This window comes from Photobacterium makurazakiensis (assembly GCF_050336715.1).
GTDB lineage: Bacteria > Pseudomonadota > Gammaproteobacteria > Enterobacterales > Vibrionaceae > Photobacterium > Photobacterium makurazakiensis.
Window position 1 is genome coordinate 80,485 of the sequence record NZ_JAKJSJ010000013.1, and the last position, 16,422, is coordinate 96,906.

General features: G+C 48.3%; 17 protein-coding genes. 11 read left to right on the top strand and 6 right to left on the bottom strand.

The genetic code is table 11. The features are described 5' to 3' along the window. Positions 1 to 33 precede the first annotated feature (33 nt). Positions 34 to 240 carry a DUF2909 family protein gene (locus L4D09_RS05910; protein WP_428456564.1) on the bottom strand — a complete coding sequence of 69 codons (207 nt, stop codon included), beginning with the start codon at positions 238 to 240 and terminating at the stop codon, positions 34 to 36. 71 nt (positions 241 to 311) lie between these two features. Here L4D09_RS05910 and L4D09_RS05915 point away from each other — a divergent pair, with 71 nt between their 5' ends. From L4D09_RS05915 to L4D09_RS05940, 6 genes are all read left to right on the top strand, one after another. After that, positions 312 to 950, top strand: coding sequence for an SURF1 family protein (locus L4D09_RS05915; protein ID WP_428456565.1), 639 nt, complete (start codon positions 312 to 314; stop codon positions 948 to 950). Further along, on the top strand, positions 947 to 1,495 hold the full coding sequence (locus L4D09_RS05920; RefSeq protein ID WP_428456566.1) for a cytochrome oxidase: 549 nt from the start codon (positions 947 to 949) through the stop codon (positions 1,493 to 1,495). The genes L4D09_RS05915 and L4D09_RS05920 overlap by 4 nt, the downstream gene beginning before the upstream one ends. A gap of 12 nt (positions 1,496 to 1,507) precedes the next feature. Further along, positions 1,508 to 2,548 carry a COX15/CtaA family protein gene (locus L4D09_RS05925; RefSeq protein WP_428456567.1) on the top strand — a complete coding sequence of 347 codons (1,041 nt, stop codon included), beginning with the start codon at positions 1,508 to 1,510 and terminating at the stop codon, positions 2,546 to 2,548. A gap of 3 nt (positions 2,549 to 2,551) precedes the next feature. Next, positions 2,552 to 3,484 carry a heme o synthase gene (gene cyoE / locus L4D09_RS05930; protein ID WP_428456568.1) on the top strand — a complete coding sequence of 311 codons (933 nt, stop codon included), beginning with the start codon at positions 2,552 to 2,554 and terminating at the stop codon, positions 3,482 to 3,484. Between the two features lie 128 nt (positions 3,485 to 3,612). Next, positions 3,613 to 4,962 carry an MATE family efflux transporter DinF gene (dinF, locus tag L4D09_RS05935; protein WP_428456569.1) on the top strand — a complete coding sequence of 450 codons (1,350 nt, stop codon included), beginning with the start codon at positions 3,613 to 3,615 and terminating at the stop codon, positions 4,960 to 4,962. Between the two features lie 104 nt (positions 4,963 to 5,066). Further along, positions 5,067 to 5,459: a 3D domain-containing protein gene (locus L4D09_RS05940; protein WP_428456570.1), complete on the top strand. Its 393-nt coding sequence runs from the start codon at positions 5,067 to 5,069 to the stop codon at positions 5,457 to 5,459. Between the two features lie 160 nt (positions 5,460 to 5,619). Here the strand turns inward: L4D09_RS05940 and nfuA are convergent, their stop codons facing one another. Together nfuA and L4D09_RS05950 are read right to left on the bottom strand one after the other, a co-directional pair. Continuing rightward, positions 5,620 to 6,198: a Fe-S biogenesis protein NfuA gene (nfuA, locus tag L4D09_RS05945; protein ID WP_428456692.1), complete on the bottom strand. Its 579-nt coding sequence runs from the start codon at positions 6,196 to 6,198 to the stop codon at positions 5,620 to 5,622. A gap of 94 nt (positions 6,199 to 6,292) precedes the next feature. Continuing rightward, on the bottom strand, positions 6,293 to 7,015 hold the full coding sequence (locus tag L4D09_RS05950; protein WP_428456571.1) for a ComF family protein: 723 nt from the start codon (positions 7,013 to 7,015) through the stop codon (positions 6,293 to 6,295). A 35-nt stretch (positions 7,016 to 7,050) separates the two neighbouring features. Here L4D09_RS05950 and bioH point away from each other — a divergent pair, with 35 nt between their 5' ends. The 3 genes from bioH (at position 7,051) to L4D09_RS05965 (ending at position 8,788) form a co-directional block, all read left to right on the top strand. Then, a complete protein-coding gene (gene bioH / locus L4D09_RS05955) occupies positions 7,051 to 7,815 on the top strand; it encodes a pimeloyl-ACP methyl ester esterase BioH (protein ID WP_428456572.1) in 765 nt (254 codons plus the stop codon). Positions 7,816 to 7,926: 111 nt separating this feature from the next. Next, positions 7,927 to 8,286 carry a hypothetical protein gene (locus L4D09_RS05960; RefSeq protein ID WP_428456573.1) on the top strand — a complete coding sequence of 120 codons (360 nt, stop codon included), beginning with the start codon at positions 7,927 to 7,929 and terminating at the stop codon, positions 8,284 to 8,286. A 40-nt stretch (positions 8,287 to 8,326) separates the two neighbouring features. Then, positions 8,327 to 8,788, top strand: a complete 462-nt coding sequence (locus L4D09_RS05965) for an ATP-dependent Lon protease (RefSeq protein ID WP_428456574.1) — start codon at positions 8,327 to 8,329, stop codon at positions 8,786 to 8,788. 89 nt (positions 8,789 to 8,877) lie between these two features. Here L4D09_RS05965 and L4D09_RS05970 read toward each other — a convergent pair whose 3' ends face one another. Continuing rightward, positions 8,878 to 11,208 (bottom strand): Tex family protein, encoded by a 2,331-nt coding sequence (locus tag L4D09_RS05970; RefSeq protein WP_428456575.1) that lies wholly within the window; start codon positions 11,206 to 11,208, stop codon positions 8,878 to 8,880. A gap of 124 nt (positions 11,209 to 11,332) precedes the next feature. Continuing rightward, on the bottom strand, positions 11,333 to 11,818 hold the full coding sequence (gene greB / locus L4D09_RS05975; RefSeq protein WP_428456576.1) for a transcription elongation factor GreB: 486 nt from the start codon (positions 11,816 to 11,818) through the stop codon (positions 11,333 to 11,335). Between the two features lie 329 nt (positions 11,819 to 12,147). Between greB and ompR the strand changes: the two genes are divergently transcribed. Continuing rightward, positions 12,148 to 12,867, top strand: coding sequence for an osmolarity response regulator transcription factor OmpR (ompR, locus tag L4D09_RS05980; protein WP_428456577.1), 720 nt, complete (start codon positions 12,148 to 12,150; stop codon positions 12,865 to 12,867). Between the two features lie 3 nt (positions 12,868 to 12,870). Continuing rightward, positions 12,871 to 14,235, top strand: coding sequence for a two-component system sensor histidine kinase EnvZ (gene envZ, locus L4D09_RS05985; protein ID WP_428456578.1), 1,365 nt, complete (start codon positions 12,871 to 12,873; stop codon positions 14,233 to 14,235). 101 nt (positions 14,236 to 14,336) lie between these two features. Here envZ and recG read toward each other — a convergent pair whose 3' ends face one another. Continuing rightward, entirely contained in the window at positions 14,337 to 16,418 is a 2,082-nt protein-coding gene (recG, locus tag L4D09_RS05990; RefSeq protein ID WP_428456579.1) for an ATP-dependent DNA helicase RecG, read from the bottom strand. Positions 16,419 to 16,422 lie beyond the last annotated feature (4 nt).

Below are 16,422 nucleotides of genomic sequence, written 5' to 3' on the forward strand. Positions count from 1 at the left end.
CGGAAGCAGCGTAAACCTTAGCGAGGGGGCCAATTAGTAGGGGCGGGGATTCGGGGTGATATAACCGCCCGCCAATGCTAATAGTAAAAGCACAAACAGTAGCACCGAGAAGAGAATACGGCGGCCGAGAAAGCGCGACATCGGCTGGGTTTGTTTACCCGTTAACATCATCGGTAATGATCTGAATAAATTAAAGATGATGAATACCAATAAGCAGACGATTAGGGCTTTTAGCAACATGGACAGCCTCCAGAAATTGATAGGTGGTTATGCGAAGGATCGGTTTCATACTTTTTACTTTGGCGGTACTCGTGACATTGGTCAAGCTTGGCTTATGGCAAATGTCACGCGCACAGGAAAAAGAAAGCCTAAGTCATGCTCTTAAGTTCCGCAGTGAGCAGGTCTATTACAGTCTGGCGAGTTTACCCCGCGACCCTCGCTGGTACAGCCTGACGTTAGTTGGTGAATTCGACCATAGTAAAGCGGTACTGCTGGATAACCAGCTATACCGAGGTCGACCCGGTTATCACGTTTTGTATCCTTTTGCGGCTGATAATGGCTGGGTTTTGGTTAACCTTGGTTGGATAGCCGCTCCTACCTATCGTGATCAAATCCCTACGTTACCTGAGCACCACGGCGAACTGAAGGTAACCGGTATTATTGCTCCCCCTTCAAACCTACTGGAATTGGCGCCTGAACAATGGGGGACGCAGTGGCCAGCACGAGTACAAAACTTAGATTTGGCAACACTCGGGGAAAAAATGTCACTGCCACTCAAGCCGTGGATATTGCAAATTGAACCTGATAGTCCTGTTGCATTACAGCAAACATGGCAACCCGTTGTGATGGGGCCGCAAAAACATTACGCCTATGCCTTGCAATGGTTTTTGCTGGCGATAGCTGTCTCTGGTTCGGCATTGTGGTGGTTAAAAAGGAGCAACAAGGTATGAAGAAACATGGAACGTTGTTATTACTGCTTGGTGCGTTTGCACTGCCTGTGATATTGGCGAAGCTAGTTCTTGACCTTAATTGGTATCAAGGAGGGGTTACCAATCGTGGTGAATTGCTGGAGAGCCCATTGACCTCTGAATGGCTTGGTGAAACTGAGCAATGGCAATTAATTTACCTGCTTCCAGAACAATGCGATGAACAGTGTTCTGGCGCGTTGTTTAACCTACGCCAAATTCCACAAGCGGTAGGCGCAGAGCAATCCAGAGTTAGTAGCTTGTTATTGGTCTCAGCAGAAAGCTTGTCGACACAACCAGATAACATCCGCCAGCAAGTTGAAGGGGTCGAGCAGCGGCAAGTGCCTGAGCATGTGGTTACTCAACTTAAAACCCTTGAGTACGGTGCGAAGGCAATCTATATCGCTGATCCGCTGGGTAATGTGATGATGGCATACCCTTTGGTTAAGGGGAAAGTGGAAATTCTCGCACAAGGTAAAGACTTGCTGCGGGATCTCAAGCGGTTGCTAAAAATTTCTAAAATCGGTTAAGGAGGGCTGGATATGAAATGGTTAGGTTTTCAGTCCTTGGTCAAATTCACCCTTGCCCTCGCGCTATGTGTGATTGCATTGGGGGCTTATACCCGCTTGACCGAAGCGGGGTTGGGGTGTCCCGATTGGCCGGGTTGCTATGGTTTTGCTGCGGTCCCGCAAACGGCGGAGCAATTGGACAAGGCGTCAGCGTTATTTCCTGATTTGCCTGTTGAGGCTGAAAAAGCATGGAATGAAATGCTGCATCGCTACATTGCTGGCACGTTAGGGCTGTTGATATTACTGATTAATATCGTGGCATGGCGTAAGCCTGGGCGTCCTCGGGTTTTGCCTGCTTTACTGCTGGTGACGGTGATCTTTCAAGCATTGTTAGGTATGTGGACCGTCACTCTGGTATTGATGCCCGTGGTTGTGATGGGGCACCTGCTAGGAGGCTTCACCACCGCTTGTTTATTGTTGTTATTGGTGCTGCGATTACAGAAAAAGCCAAGGCCACTTATTCAAACTAATCACCCCACGAAAGGGCTTCAATTCTTTGCCGCGTTTTGTTTGTTTGTGGTCGGATGCCAGATTGCACTCGGTGGCTGGACTGCAGCCAATTACGCGGCATTGGTATGTACCCAGCTCCCTATCTGTGAAGTTAACTGGCTCCAGCAATTTGATGCCAGTGCTTTTCATCTCATTCAGCCGAAACATGACAGTTATCAGTATGGGGTGCTTAACTTTCAACAACGCGTTTCAATCCATGCCGTGCATCGGATTGGGGCGATAATAACCAGTGTGTTGTTGTTGATCTTGGCATGGCGGTTGTGGTGCCAGGCGCAGTTGCGTGCTGCTGCCGTGATGACAGTCGGAATACTAAGTGTTCAAGTCTGTTTAGGGATCACCAATGTGTTAGCCAGCTTGCCGCTGTTTGTTGCGGTTGGACATAACGTGGTTGGGGTCGTGCTGTTGTTGATGATGGTTGCTGTTAACTATCGTATCTATTGTTTACGAGTAACAAGGTCAGGCTGGCACCGAGCGACTGCTGGCTCAGAGGCAAGGGAGAGCTAAACCATGGAAAAAGGACAATTGACTGCTAAAGGCAGTATTAAACCACGTGTTACAACGCGGGGGTGGGTGCCAGTCTGGCAAGACTACCTAACGATGACCAAGCCGAAAGTGGTTGCGATGTTACTGCTCACCGCCTTGGTGGGGATGTGTTTAGCGGTACCGGGGATCCCTCCTTTAAAGGCAGTCGTGTTGGGGTTGTTGGGGATAGGCTTTCAATCGGCAGCGGCGGCGGCTTTCAACCATATTTTAGACCGACGTTTTGATGCAAAAATGGCCCGAACGTACCATCGCCCGTTAGCGAAGGGTCGAGTAGAAACATATAAAGCGGTGATCTTTGCCACGGCACTGATGGTGGTGGGTTTTGTCATGCTGTGGCAGCTAAATGCGCTAACCGCTTGGCTTACTTTTGCCAGTCTGATTGGCTATGCGCTGATCTACACGGTGTGGTTAAAACATGCGACACCGCAAAATATCGTTATCGGCGGTTTGGCTGGGGCTGCTCCTCCGTTACTAGGTTGGACTGCCGTCACTGGACAGCTAGATCCCCATGCGTTGCTGTTGGTTATGTTAGTGTTTACGTGGACCCCGCCGCATTTTTGGGCGTTAGCGATACACCGGAAAGATGACTACGCCAAGGCCGGTATACCGATGCTTCCTGTCACGCATGGTATTGAATTTACCAAAACCATGGTTCTACTCTATACCGTAATTCTGGCCGTAGTTGGTTTACTGCCGTGGCTGACAGGGATGAATGGTTTGCTGTACCTCGTGGGTAGCAGCGTGATTAACCTTGGCTTTATCGGTTACGCTCTTAAGTTGAAATTTGCCGACCAACCCGGACATGCATGGGCAACATTTAAGTATTCAATATGGCATTTGCTAGCGCTATTCGTGGTGCTGCTTGCTGACCACTGGCTGATCAACTTACTTGAGTAGCACTGTAATCCCTATTGCGTTTCATGCCTTTTTTCGCCCCCGCAACGGATCAATCGGTGCGGGGGCTTTCTATTTTCGGGCAATAACCAGATAATCGCGGTTTGCATATAGCGTGAGTCGAGGTGGTTGTGTTTAAAGCATTACGGGATATTTCTTTGCATCGTCAGGTGTTTGCACTGGCGCTGCCGATGGTGCTATCAAACATAACCGTACCATTACTCGGCCTGGTTGATGCGGCGGTGATTGGTCATCTCGATTATGCTTGGTACCTCGGTGGTGTCGCGGTAGGCGGCACCATGATCAATGTGACATTTTGGCTGCTAGGCTTTTTACGCATGGCGACCACAGGGTTAAGCGCACAGGCGTATGGTGCATCAAATAAAGATGCCCAAGCTACGGTCTTTATTCAGGGCATCGCTTTGGCATGGTTGTTGGCGCTGATTTTGATTGTCTTCCACCAGCCTGTTTCGCAATTGATCTTCCAATTCAGCAGTGCGAGTGATGAGGTGAAAACCTACGCTGAGCAGTATTTTTCTATCCGTATTTGGGGAGCGCCAGCGGCTTTGGCGAATTTTGTCATTATGGGCTGGCTGCTCGGCACACAAAATGCCAAGTTACCTATGTGGCTGCTAATAATCACTAACGTGGTCAATATCGTGCTGGATATATTATTTGTGATTGGCTTCGGTTGGAAAGTGCAAGGGGCTGCCGCCGCTTCTGTGATTGCAGAGTATAGCGGGTTACTGCTTGGTTTATGGTTTGTGTCACGTCAATGGCTTGCCCAATCTCTTCCGGCGGTAAAAACGAAATTGAGCTCGGTATGGCAGGGAGCCGGGCGGTTACTGAAGCTTAACCGCGACATCTTTTTACGCAGTCTGTGTTTACAGCTTGCCTTCACCTTTATGACCTTCCAAGGTGCGACCTTAGGCGACAATGTCGTTGCCGCCAACGCGGTACTGATGAGCTTTTTGATGTTGGTTTCGTATGCGATGGATGGGTTTGCTTATGCAATGGAAGCCATGGTGGGCAAAGCGATTGGGGCGCGTAACCGTGAAGAATTAGGCCGAACCATGATCGGCACAACGTTTTGGAGTCTGATGATTTCCTTGTTCATTACATTCGCCTTTACCGTGTTTGGGCATGAGATTATTGGATTGATCTCAGATATTCCCGCAGTGCAGCAAGAGGCCGCCATTTATTTACCGTGGCTGGCTGCTGTACCTTTGGTATCGATGTGGTGTTTTCTCCTTGATGGGATCTTTATTGGCGCCACACGTGGTCGCGAAATGCGTAACAGCATGTTTTTTGCCACCTGCAGTTTCTTTGTCATTTGGTGGTGGTTAGCTGATTTTGGTAACCATGCCTTGTGGGGGGCGATGCTGGGATTTATGGCGGTAAGAGGGATTGGGCTTGCGGCTATTTTTGCCTATCAGTGGCAAAAAAATATTTTTCTGGAACCTGCCTGTGTAAACAAATAGTTAGGTTTTTTCATCTAAGTTATGCCATTTTTGTGGTAAAAAAAACTACCCATTGCAATTGGGATCTGTTTAAAATACGAGCAGTTTTTGCATAGGTAGTACAGATGAAGAAAGCATTTTTTGGTATTTTATTGACCATAATGGCGGTGAGCTGGGGTGTGCCAGCAAGTGCTGCTATCCAGGGACAGACATTTAAAGTAACCGCGACGGCGTACAATTCCGTCCGCGCACAAACCAATGCCAACCCGTCGATTGCGGCTTGGGGAGACAGGCTGAAACCGGGTATGAAGGTCATTGCTGTCTCGCGAGATTTGCTGGGCATGGGCTTTAAGCACGGCACAAAAGTGAAAATCTCAGGTCTGCCGGGCGAATATGTCGTGATGGACAAGATGAACAAGCGTTGGACGAAGAAAATCGATATCTATATGGGTAAAGATATTCAGGCTGCACGCAACTGGGGTCGTCGTAGTGTGACGATCACCGTGGTTGAAACGTAATTTGAGCTAACCTGAAAATAATCGTTTTGTGACCGAATGATGGTGAACAGAACGGTTACTTTTCAGATTGGTATTACGCAAAAAGCCAGCTGAATGTTATTTACTCGAAAGAGATAACATCAGCTGGCTTTTTAGTATCTGGCTTTTTACTGGCTAGCGATTAGTAGTAAGAGTGTTCACCACGAGCATGCTCGGTGATATCACGAACGCCTGTTAACTCACCAACAAACTGTGCAAGCAGTTCTTTCTCAATACCTTCTTTTAGCGTTACATCAACCATTGAACAACCGTTACAACCACCGCCAAACTGGAGGATTGCAATACCGTCTTCCGTGATTTCAGCTAAAGACACATTACCACCGTGGCCTGCTAGTTGAGGGTTAACTTGTGTTTGGATCACATAGTCAACACGCTCCATCAATGTTGCATCATCAGACACTTTTCGCACTTTTGCATTGGGTGCTTTCAGTGTTAGCTGTGATCCCATTTTATCGGTAACGAAGTCGATCTCAGCATCATCAAGGAAAGGTAGGCTTAGCTCATCAACATAAGCTGAGAATAGATCCAGTTTGATTTCTGTATCGGTGGTTTCTACCGCTTCTGGCGGACAGTACGACACGCCGCACTCTGCACTTTGAGTACCAGGGTTAACCACGAATACGCGGATGTTTGTACCTTCTGGTTGTTGAGCCAAAAGTTTGCCGAAATGCTGTTGAGCATTATCAGTAATAGTAATCATAGACACGACGTAATACCTGACTTAATTAGTAAGATTAATTCTATTCTACTCTTTGATGCCCTATCTATCACCCCCTAATCGAAAATCTATGATTTCAGTCTGATTCTTGTGGTGTTTTATGACTTTCCACTTTTGAAGTGAAGCACAGGCAATAGATATCGATTTGTTCGACGCCGTTTTGCTGTAGCAGGGTTGCAATAGCGGCAACGGTACTGCCTGTGGTCACCACATCATCAACAATCGCCACATGGTTTGGAAGGCTCTGTTCTTTGAGTATAAATGCCCCGTGCAGATTACGCTGTCGTTGCTGCCGGCTTAGCTGGTGCTGTGGTTGAGTATATAGCTTGCGACGGATCGCTTGTGGCAAGCAATTGCTGTGGGTTTTCTCGGCAATGGCGTCAGCCAGCAGCGTACTTTGGTTAAAGCTGCGATAAAGCCGGCGAAGCGGATGCAAAGGTACGGGGATAACAACAGGGGCAGGAGTTTGAATTTGTGCTGCCAATAAATGGCCAAGCGGTTGTGCCAGCCAAAATTTACGCTCAAATTTCAGCTGGTGGACCAGCGTTCGCAATGGAAATTGGTATTCACCGAGCCGAACAAAATGTTGCCACGGTGGCGGCTTGGTTAGGCATCGTCCGCAATGTGGGGTCATGGTGAGGGTATTGGAGCCACACCGCTGGCAGTAAGGGGTTTGTTGAAACCGCTGTCGGCAATGATGGCACCAGAGCTTTCCTCCATTTGGGATGGGGAGTCGGCAGAGTTGGCAGTATGGAGGTGTAAGCAGAGTGTTGGCTATCTTGGTGATTGGCGATACCATTCCACTATCCTGAGGCTGAAATAAAGGAAATATAAATGACAGCCAAGCTTTACTGGCAAACGGAAGGTCAAGGTTCCGATCTGGTTCTCATTCATGGCTGGGGAATGAATGGTGCGGCCTGGCAACAGCTTGTGCCTACACTGGCGAAGCATTACCGGTTACATATTGTCGATTTACCGGGTTATGGCCATAGCCATGAACTACCTGCGACTGATGTAGAAGGAATGGCACGCCAATTGCTTGATAATTCACCGGAGTCTGCAACGTGGCTCGGATGGTCATTGGGGGGATTGGTTGCGACTCAGGCGGCATTGCTTGCCCCTGAACGTGTTGGCCAACTGATCACTGTCGCGAGCTCACCACGGTTTGCAGCACAACACACATGGCGTGGGATCAAACCCGAGGTGTTAGCGGATTTTAGACGTCAGCTGGATCAAGATTTTCAGGCAACGGTTGAGCGCTTCTTGGCGCTACAAGCGATGGGTAGCCCGACGGCAAGGCAGGATATCAAGCGGCTGAAAGAGGCCGTTTTATCGCGACCTGCCCCAAACCGTGAGGCATTGGCTATGGGGTTGAAGATGCTGGAAGAGGTTGATTTACGTGATCAGCTTGAAGGTATTACCCAACCTTGGCTACGTATTTATGGTCGGCTTGATGGCTTGGTGCCGGTGAAAATTGCAAAAGCGCTGGATGATTTAGCCCCTGAGTCTCAGCGGCAAATTTTTGCCTCTGCATCTCATGCACCGTTTATTTCACATCCTGATGAATTTATTCAGGTATTAAAGGGATTTATCCGCTAAGTTAGATTTAGCGAGACGTCATGTGTGGCATGTTGGTAACATTTTTTTAAACTTTAGCGAAGTGTTGCCGATAACTTAAAAATGGAGTTGCTCTAGGATAGAGAGGCCATAATGACAATTGGAAATATCAATAATAACGCTACGTATACGCCGTCGAGCCTGAAGGCATCGGCGGCCTCCACTCGAGTTGGGCAAGGTGCTCAGGGTGAAGCGAAGCCTGTAGTCGCACAGACAACGGTTTCCATTTCTGAAGAAGCTAAACAAAAGCAGGCAGAAGACGTAGCACAACAAGCGATAAAAGCTGATGGTTCAGATAATGACGAGGGCAGTAAAACCGAGTCATTTGCCTATGGCGTACTAGGGATGGATCATCCTGATGAAGTAAAAGATAACACTGATGACTTCTATACCGCCGGGCAGGTGCTTTCTGCGATCGGTACAGTCGCAACGGTATTATTGGCCATCGTCTAGATTTTTTACCATTGGCTGATGTTCGGAGAAATGCATCAGCATGCTAGTAACCCCCGTACAAGTCGGTGCACCCACTATAGCACCTTCGATCAATCCGCCAACCGAACAGGCTGCGCGGGATAATCGTGTACGTGATAAAATTACTCCTCCCGCAGAAATGGCTGCTTCCGCTCGTGAAAAGCCTTTCAGTAGCGAAGAAAAGCAACTCAAGAAACCAGCATGGGATCCGAGTGAGCACCCTGATTATCATGATCTTGCCACTACGGAAAAACAGTATGGTTATCAAGATGAATTTGAGCAGTTAGTTAAGGCACTCTCGGCCGGTACTTATATGGCTGATGTGACTGAGTTGGGTTATTCGATGCACATCAAGTTGCCACGAGAGGTACTTGAAGCGCTTGAGCAGATCAGTACTACCGAACGAACAAAAGGGGTGATTGCTCATAAATATGCGCAATCGACAGTACCGAATCCGCCCACTGAGTACTTAGTTGTGCTGTAGTCGTTTATACCAGCTGCAAGCAAAGATACAAAAAGAGCCAGCATGTTTGCTGGCTCTTTGCGTTTGATAGCGTGTTTTGCTACGAGTGACTACTTCTTGTGTTTCGCATTCGCAAAAGCGGCTGCAAAGGCACCGCCCATAGGTGGATTTGATGCGTTTGGTGTTCGCTCGTTGCGTGGTTTCGGTGCTGGTTGGCGCGCTTCTTGGCGTTGACCTTGTGGTTTGCGTGCGGGTTTCTCTTGCCCAGGCTCATCGTTCAGTCGCATCGACATACCAATGCGCTTACGCTGTAAGTCGACTTCCATGACTTTGACTTTGACGATATCACCAGCCTTAACCACTTCACGCGGATCTGAGATAAATTTATCAGACAACGCAGAAATATGGACCAGCCCATCTTGGTGGACGCCCACATCAACAAAAGCACCAAAATTGGTGACATTGGTGATCACGCCTTCTAGTACCATGCCTGGAACCAGATCTTTTACCTCATTAACACCTTCTGCAAAGGTCGCAGTTTTAAACTCTGGGCGGGGGTCACGACCTGGTTTATCAAGCTCGCTAATAATATCAGTGACGGTTGGCAGGCCGAATTTATCGTCGGTGTAGTCTGCCGCTTTGAGGTTGCGTAAGAAATCGCTGTTGCCGACAATGGCATCGACCGCTTTGCTATTGGCTGCGGCAATGCTTTTCACCACCGCGTAAGACTCAGGGTGAACGGCAGAGCTATCTAATGGATTCTTGCCGTCCATAATTCGGAGGAAGCCTGCACATTGCTCAAAGGCTTTAGGCCCTAAACGAGCGACTTTTTTCAATGTCGTACGCGTTTCAAAGCGGCCGTTTTCGTCACGATAGTTGACGATGTTCTGTGCAATGGTGGTACTTAAACCTGCCACGCGGGTGAGTAAGGCTGATGACGCGGTGTTTACATCAACGCCAACGGCATTTACACAGTCTTCAACTACCGCATCCAAGCGTTTAGCAAGCATGCTTTGGCTGACATCGTGCTGATATTGACCCACGCCAATCGATTTAGGGTCTATTTTCACTAACTCGGCGAGTGGGTCTTGCAGGCGGCGACCAATAGATACCGCACCACGAATTGATACATCAAGGTTCGGGAACTCATTGGCGGCAAGCTCTGATGCAGAGTAGACCGATGCCCCTGCCTCGCTCACCATGACACTTTGTATTTTGAGGTTATTGTCTTTGAGCAGATCTGCCACGAAACTGTCTGTTTCACGTGAAGCAGTACCGTTACCAATCGCAATAAGGTTAACGCCATGTTTGGTGATGAGTGCTAGCAGAGTCGCTTCAGCTTCGGCAATACGGCTGCGTGCTGTATGAGGGTAAATAGTTGCGAAATCAAGCAGTTTACCTGTTTGGTCTACCACAGCTATTTTACAGCCAGTACGTAAACCAGGGTCAAGTGCCAGCGTAATTCGTGGACCTGCAGGGGCAGCCATCAGCAAATCTTTGAGATTATCTGCAAACACCTGCATCGCACCGTCTTCGGCTTTTTCGCGCAATGCACTCATCAACTCGGTTTCCATGTGCATCAGAATTTTGATCCGCCATGCCCAGCTGATCACCTGCTTGCGCCATGCATCGGCTGGTTGGTTGCCCAATGTAATACCGTAGTGGTTGGCAATCATGATTTCGCAGTACGAACCACGGACACCTTCTTCTTGCTGTGGATCTGCATTCAATGAAACCTGCAGGACACCTTCATTACGACCTCGGAAGAGTGCTAACGCGCGGTGAGAGGGTACATTCTTCAGCGCCTCACTGTATTCGAAGTAGTCTTTGAACTTGGCACCTTCTTGTTCTTTACCATCGACCAAGCGAGAGGTTAATTCTGCATTGTTTTGTAGCTGGCGGCGGATTTTTTCGAGTAATGCTGCATCTTCAGCAAATCGTTCCATCAAGATGGCACGCGCACCATCTAAGGCCGCTTTGGTATCAGCAATACCATTGTCACTATTAATATACTGGGCTGCTAGTGTCTCTGGCGTTTGGCTTGGGTCATTCCATAACGAGTTTGCTAGTGGCTCTAAACCCGCTTCAATGGCAATCTGTCCTTTGGTACGGCGCTTAGGCTTATAAGGCAAGTACAGATCTTCAAGGCGAGTTTTACTGTCGGCATCATGAATTTCTGCTTGAAGTGCAGGGGTCATTTTACCCTGTTCAGTAATGGACTTTAGAATTACCTGACGGCGGTCATCTAGCTCTCGCAGGTAACCTAAGCGTGATTCAAGGTTACGGAGTTGGGTATCATCTAATCCGCCGGTCACTTCTTTACGGTAACGGGCAATAAAAGGGACGGTGTTGCCATCGTCGAGCAGCGTGACTGCAGCCGTGACCTGCTCATTGCGAACATTTAATTCACTGGCAATCATCTGGTTGATCGTGTTGCTCATCCGCTTGTTTCTCATGTTGTTATTGAGGGAACCATTCTACGAGGGTTTCTATCGTAGACAAGGAGTGGTGTGTTAGAAGCCTGTCAGTTACTGAGTCGGCACTTTCTCGTTGAGTCGAGCTTCTTTAAATTGCCTGGGCATCGGTGTAGCGAATGGAATTGACGAACCATTCTTTTTTGCCTGCTGGTGTACTGACTTCGAATTCGTCATCGACTTCTTTCTTCAACAGCGCACGCGCCATTGGAGAGTCTATTGAAATATAGTCATTACGGCCGTAAATCTCATCAGGTCCAACGATGCGGAATGACATGCTTTCACCGTCTTCATTTTCAATCTCGACCCATGCGCCAAAAAAGACTTTGCCGTCTTGTTGAGGCGAGTAATCAACAACTTGAACCTGTTCGAGTCGTTTACGAAGATAGCGAACACGGCGGTCAATTTCACGCAGGCGTTTTTTATTGTATTGATAATCGGCATTCTCAGAACGATCGCCCAAGCTGGCGGCCCAAGTCACTTTCTTGGTGACTTCTGGTCGGTCTTCTCGCCAAAGGAAGTCCAACTCTTTTTTGAGTTTGGTGTAACCTTCACGGGTGATTAAATTGGTTTTCATACTTGGGCTCGGATCCTGTTGAATGGGTGAAAGCTGAACAGAAATGAAAGATGCACCATACTCTACCTAAGGGTTACAGAGATCAATAGTTCGGGCTTGTAACACGTATTGTTTTGGATAGTTCGTTGAATTTAAGTTAGTTTAATAGGTAGAAGATATATTGTCGCGGTGAAGTAATAAGATCGTGATATCAGTTATGCCGACGTGCTGGACATAATCGGTAACAATTTTGCGCTTATTTTAGCGGCAATTTTCAGCTAACCGATGGGTGTGTCGAGTAGAATACGCACAAAGCACGATAATGTAGATCGATGCAAGTAAGGTGATATATGCAGGAAAATTATAAGATTCTGGTTGTTGATGACGATATGCGTCTACGTGCGCTACTTGAGCGCTACCTATCTGAGCAAGGTTTTCAGGTGCGCAGTGTGGCCAATGGTGAGCAGATGGATCGCTTATTATCGCGTGAAACTTTCCACTTGATGGTGTTGGATTTGATGCTGCCAGGTGAAGATGGCCTGTCTATTTGTCGCCGCTTGCGTAACGCCAATAACATGCTGCCTATTTTAATGCTTACCGCGAAAGGCGATGAGGTTGATCGTATTGTTGGGTTAGAAGTCGGTGCTGATGATTATCTGCCGAAACCATTTAACCCGCGTGAGTTACTTGCCCGTATTCGTGCGGTACTACGACGTCAAACTATTGAAGCACCAGGTGCACCAAGTGTTGACAGTAAAGTGATCGAGTTCGGTGACTTCCGCTTGAACTTAGGTACGCGTGAGATGTTCCGTGGCGAAGAATCGATGCCATTGACCTCTGGCGAATTTGCTGTCCTAAAAGCGTTAGTTACCAATGCACGTGAGCCTATGTCGCGTGATAAGCTGATGAACATGGCTCGAGGCCGTGAATATTCAGCAATGGAACGTTCGATTGATGTTCAGATTTCACGCTTGCGCCGAATGATTGAAGAAGATCCAAGTCGTCCACGCTACATCCAGACGGTGTGGGGCTTGGGCTACGTATTTGTACCGGATGGTAGCGAGGCGTAAGCCATGCGATTTTCGCCCCGCAGTACCTTCACCCGTACGCTGATCTTGTTGGCTGGCTTGTTGATTTCAAGCCAGATTTTCTCGTATCTGGCGGTTTTAAATTACGCGCTATTACCGAGCCTTCAACAATTTAATCGAATATTGGCCTACGAAGTCAGGTTAATGCTCAAAGAAGATGTTCAGCTTGCTGACGGACATTCTTTTCACCTCGATACGCCATTAAGACGCCAGTTACTTGAGCAGCTAGGGGTAACATTACACGCTGAAGACGGATCAGATCCGAAGCATGATGTTGATCTCGAAGAGTTTACTAAGGCGACGGTTATTGAGTACCTCAGTGATGAAATGACGGATGAACTTGATTCTCCGACTGAGGTGCGGTTGGTGCTCGGGACCGAGAGTTATGTACTCTGGATGAAAAGCGACGCGATTCCTGGCTACTTAATGCGGATCCCGCTATCAGAGTTACAAGAAGATGACTTCTCTCCGCTGTTTCATTACAGCCTGATCATTGCTTTTATGGTGATTGCGGGGGGGTGGCTGTTTATTCGAATTCAGAATCGGCCATTAGTTGCTTTGGAAAATGCGGCCTTGCAAGTAGCACGTGGCGAAACGCCTCCCGTGTTACCTGAACGTGGTGCATCGGAAATTCGAGCGGTAACCAAGGCATTTAATCATATGTCGGAAGGGATCAAGCAACTCGAAGACGACCGTGCTTTACTACTGGCAGGTGTTAGCCATGACTTGCGTACGCCTTTGACCCGTATTCGTTTGGCAACAGAGATGATGTCACCGGAAGATGGTTATTTGGCAGAGAGCATGATCAAAGACACGGAAGAGTGTAATGAGATCATCAGTCAGTTTATGGAATATCTGAAATCAACCAAGAAGCAGGCGGAAGAAGAGCTTAACCTTAATATTTTACTGGAAGAGATCGCCGAAACCGAAGGTGGCTACGAACGTAAAATTGAGCTTGAACTTGCTGAAATTCAGGGTTTTATTCAGGCCAACGGTGTTTCTATTAAACGTTCTGTTGCTAATTTGGTGGTGAATGCACTGCGTTATGGCAATGGCTGGGTGAAAATTTCCAGTGGTGTTACCGCCGATCGTAAAATGGCGTGGTACTGTGTTGAGGATGATGGTCCGGGCATTGCGCCTGATCAGGTCGCAAAGATGTTTCAGCCGTTAACTCGGGGTGATTCAGCGAGGGGATCTGATAATGAAGGTACAGGGCTTGGGCTAGCTATCGTGAAGCGTATCATTGACCAACACGAAGGCAGCATTCAAGTGACCAATCGCAGCCAAGGTGGCTTAAAAGTACAAGTGAGCTTACCGTTGGTGAGTACTAGCGGTAAGAAACTAAGCTAGTTTATTGTTGGTAGCTTATTGATTCACTATATAAAAAGCCAGTGCAGTAATGCACTGGCTTTTTTGTTGATATTTATTTGCGACTGAATGACGTAAAGAGGCTAAGCATTTGAGTAATTGTCGCGCTGGCCCAGCCAACGGTCGATAATGGCTGCCGCATTGCTTGGGTAATTATCGTGTAGATAACGAGCGAGCTTTTGCACTTGAGGGATCAGGTGCTGGTCACGAATTAAATCCGCCACTTTAAAGTCTGCAATACCGGTTTGTTTAGTACCAAGCAATTCGCCTGGGCCTCGGATTTCGAGATCGCGCTGAGCGATAACAAAACCATCACTGCTGTCACGCAATACTCCTAGGCGCTTCTGGGCAGTTTTTGACAGCGGGGCATGATAGAGCAGTACACAGTGGCTAGCGACACTACCTCGTCCAACACGGCCTCGTAGCTGGTGGAGTTGGGCAAGGCCAAGGCGCTCAGGGTTTTCAATGACCATTAAACTGGCGTTTGGTACATCGACGCCCACTTCAATCACCGTTGTTGCGACCAGTAAATGCAGTTCACCGTCTTTGAAGCGCTTCATGACTGTCTGCTTTTCTGCTGGTTTCATACGGCCATGAACTAAGCCAATGTTCAGCTCGGGTAGCTGTGCGGTCAGCTCATCAGCTGTATCTGAGGCTGCTTGTGCTTCCAGAACTTCTGACTCATCAATGAGGGTACAGACCCAATAGGCTTGGCGCTCTTCATTCAGGCAGGCACCACGAATACGCTCGATGATTTCTTGGCGGCGTGAGTCGGGTAGTGCGACGGTTTGGATCGGGGTACGTCCCGGCGGTAATTCATCAATGACTGAGGTTTCTAAATCAGCATAGGCGGTCATTGCCAATGTGCGTGGAATAGGGGTCGCCGTCATGATCAGCTGGTGTGGGAAGCGGCCATCATTGGCGCCTTTTTCACGTAGCTCTAATCGTTGGTGTACACCAAAGCGGTGCTGTTCGTCGATGATCACCAATGCGAGATTATTAAAAACCACCTGCTCCTGAAACAAAGCATGGGTGCCGACCACCATTTTGGCTTCACCGCTTTCGATGTTCGCCAACTCGCGCTCTCGTGCCTTGCCTTTTAGCTTGCCTGCGAGCCAGCCCACGTTGATCCCCATTGGGTTGAGCCAGTTGGCAAAGTTGATGGCGTGTTGTTCTGCTAAGAGTTCCGTTGGCGCCATAAGCGCCACCTGATAGCCATGCTCAATGGCTCTCAAAGCGGCAAGGGCTGCTACGAGCGTTTTGCCCGAGCCGACATCACCTTGGACGAGACGCATCATAGGGTGAGGCTGAAGCAAGTCGGTTTCAACATCATTGACTACGCGTTGCTGAGCACCTGTCGGGCTAAACGGTAAGCTATCGAGTAGTTGTTGTTTTAGCTTATTACTATTTGCAAGCGGCCAAGCAGCATGACGTTGACTGTTATGGCGAACGGCGAGCATGGATAAATTTTGCGCCAGTAGTTCTTCCATGATTAATCGCTGCTGCGCAGGGTGCTTACCTTCATCTAGTTGGTCGAGCGATACGTCGGGCGTAGGGCGGTGCATAAGGTGCAGCGCTTGTGAAAGCGTCATTTGGCGATCATAAAGCCCTTCTGGTAACAGTTCACGAACGGCTGATTTATCGAGTAGTCGTAACGCTTGATCGGTCAGGCTACGCAAGGTCAACTGGCGTAAACCGTCGGTAGTTGGGTAAACGGGGGTTAGGGTTTCTTCTACACTGAGTTCGGTGGGCTCGGAAAATACTTTGTAATCTGGGTGGATAATTTCAAGACCGAACTTGCCGCGTTTGATTTCGCCATAGGCTTTGACTTGTTTGCCGTCTGCGAAGCTGTTTTTCATTGCGGCATTAAAGTTGAAAAAACGCAGGGTGGCACTGCCGGTCTGATCGCTTATTTTCACGGTGAACATACGGCGCTTGCCGAAAGTAATGCTGCTGTTGAGCACTTCACCCTGAATAGTTAGGTGTTGACCTGCCATGGCACTGGCGATAGGCCAGATCCTCGTGCGGTCTTCGTAGCGGAGCGGCAGGTGGAACAGTAAATCCTGCACGGTGTGCAAACCCACTTTCTCCAGCTTTTCTGCCATTTTGGCACCGACCCCAGATAATTCCGTTAGGGCTATGGTATCAAGTAGTTGTCCGCTCATGACT

Coding starts and splice junctions, on each gene's coding strand:
- L4D09_RS05920 (WP_428456566.1), top strand. CDS start 947: ATGAAGAAACATGGAACGTTGTTATTACTGCTTGGTGCGTTTGCACTG.
- envZ (WP_428456578.1), top strand. CDS start 12,871: ATGCGATTTTCGCCCCGCAGTACCTTCACCCGTACGCTGATCTTGTTG.
- L4D09_RS05910 (WP_428456564.1), bottom strand. CDS start 240: ATGTTGCTAAAAGCCCTAATCGTCTGCTTATTGGTATTCATCATCTTT.
- recG (WP_428456579.1), bottom strand. CDS start 16,418: ATGAGCGGACAACTACTTGATACCATAGCCCTAACGGAATTATCTGGG.
- nfuA (WP_428456692.1), bottom strand. CDS start 6,198: ATGATTACTATTACTGATAATGCTCAACAGCATTTCGGCAAACTTTTG.
- ompR (WP_428456577.1), top strand. CDS start 12,148: ATGCAGGAAAATTATAAGATTCTGGTTGTTGATGACGATATGCGTCTA.
- greB (WP_428456576.1), bottom strand. CDS start 11,818: ATGAAAACCAATTTAATCACCCGTGAAGGTTACACCAAACTCAAAAAA.
- L4D09_RS05940 (WP_428456570.1), top strand. CDS start 5,067: ATGAAGAAAGCATTTTTTGGTATTTTATTGACCATAATGGCGGTGAGC.
- L4D09_RS05960 (WP_428456573.1), top strand. CDS start 7,927: ATGACAATTGGAAATATCAATAATAACGCTACGTATACGCCGTCGAGC.
- L4D09_RS05925 (WP_428456567.1), top strand. CDS start 1,508: ATGAAATGGTTAGGTTTTCAGTCCTTGGTCAAATTCACCCTTGCCCTC.
- bioH (WP_428456572.1), top strand. CDS start 7,051: ATGACAGCCAAGCTTTACTGGCAAACGGAAGGTCAAGGTTCCGATCTG.
- cyoE (WP_428456568.1), top strand. CDS start 2,552: ATGGAAAAAGGACAATTGACTGCTAAAGGCAGTATTAAACCACGTGTT.
- L4D09_RS05950 (WP_428456571.1), bottom strand. CDS start 7,015: ATGGTATCGCCAATCACCAAGATAGCCAACACTCTGCTTACACCTCCA.
- L4D09_RS05970 (WP_428456575.1), bottom strand. CDS start 11,208: ATGAGCAACACGATCAACCAGATGATTGCCAGTGAATTAAATGTTCGC.
- L4D09_RS05965 (WP_428456574.1), top strand. CDS start 8,327: ATGCTAGTAACCCCCGTACAAGTCGGTGCACCCACTATAGCACCTTCG.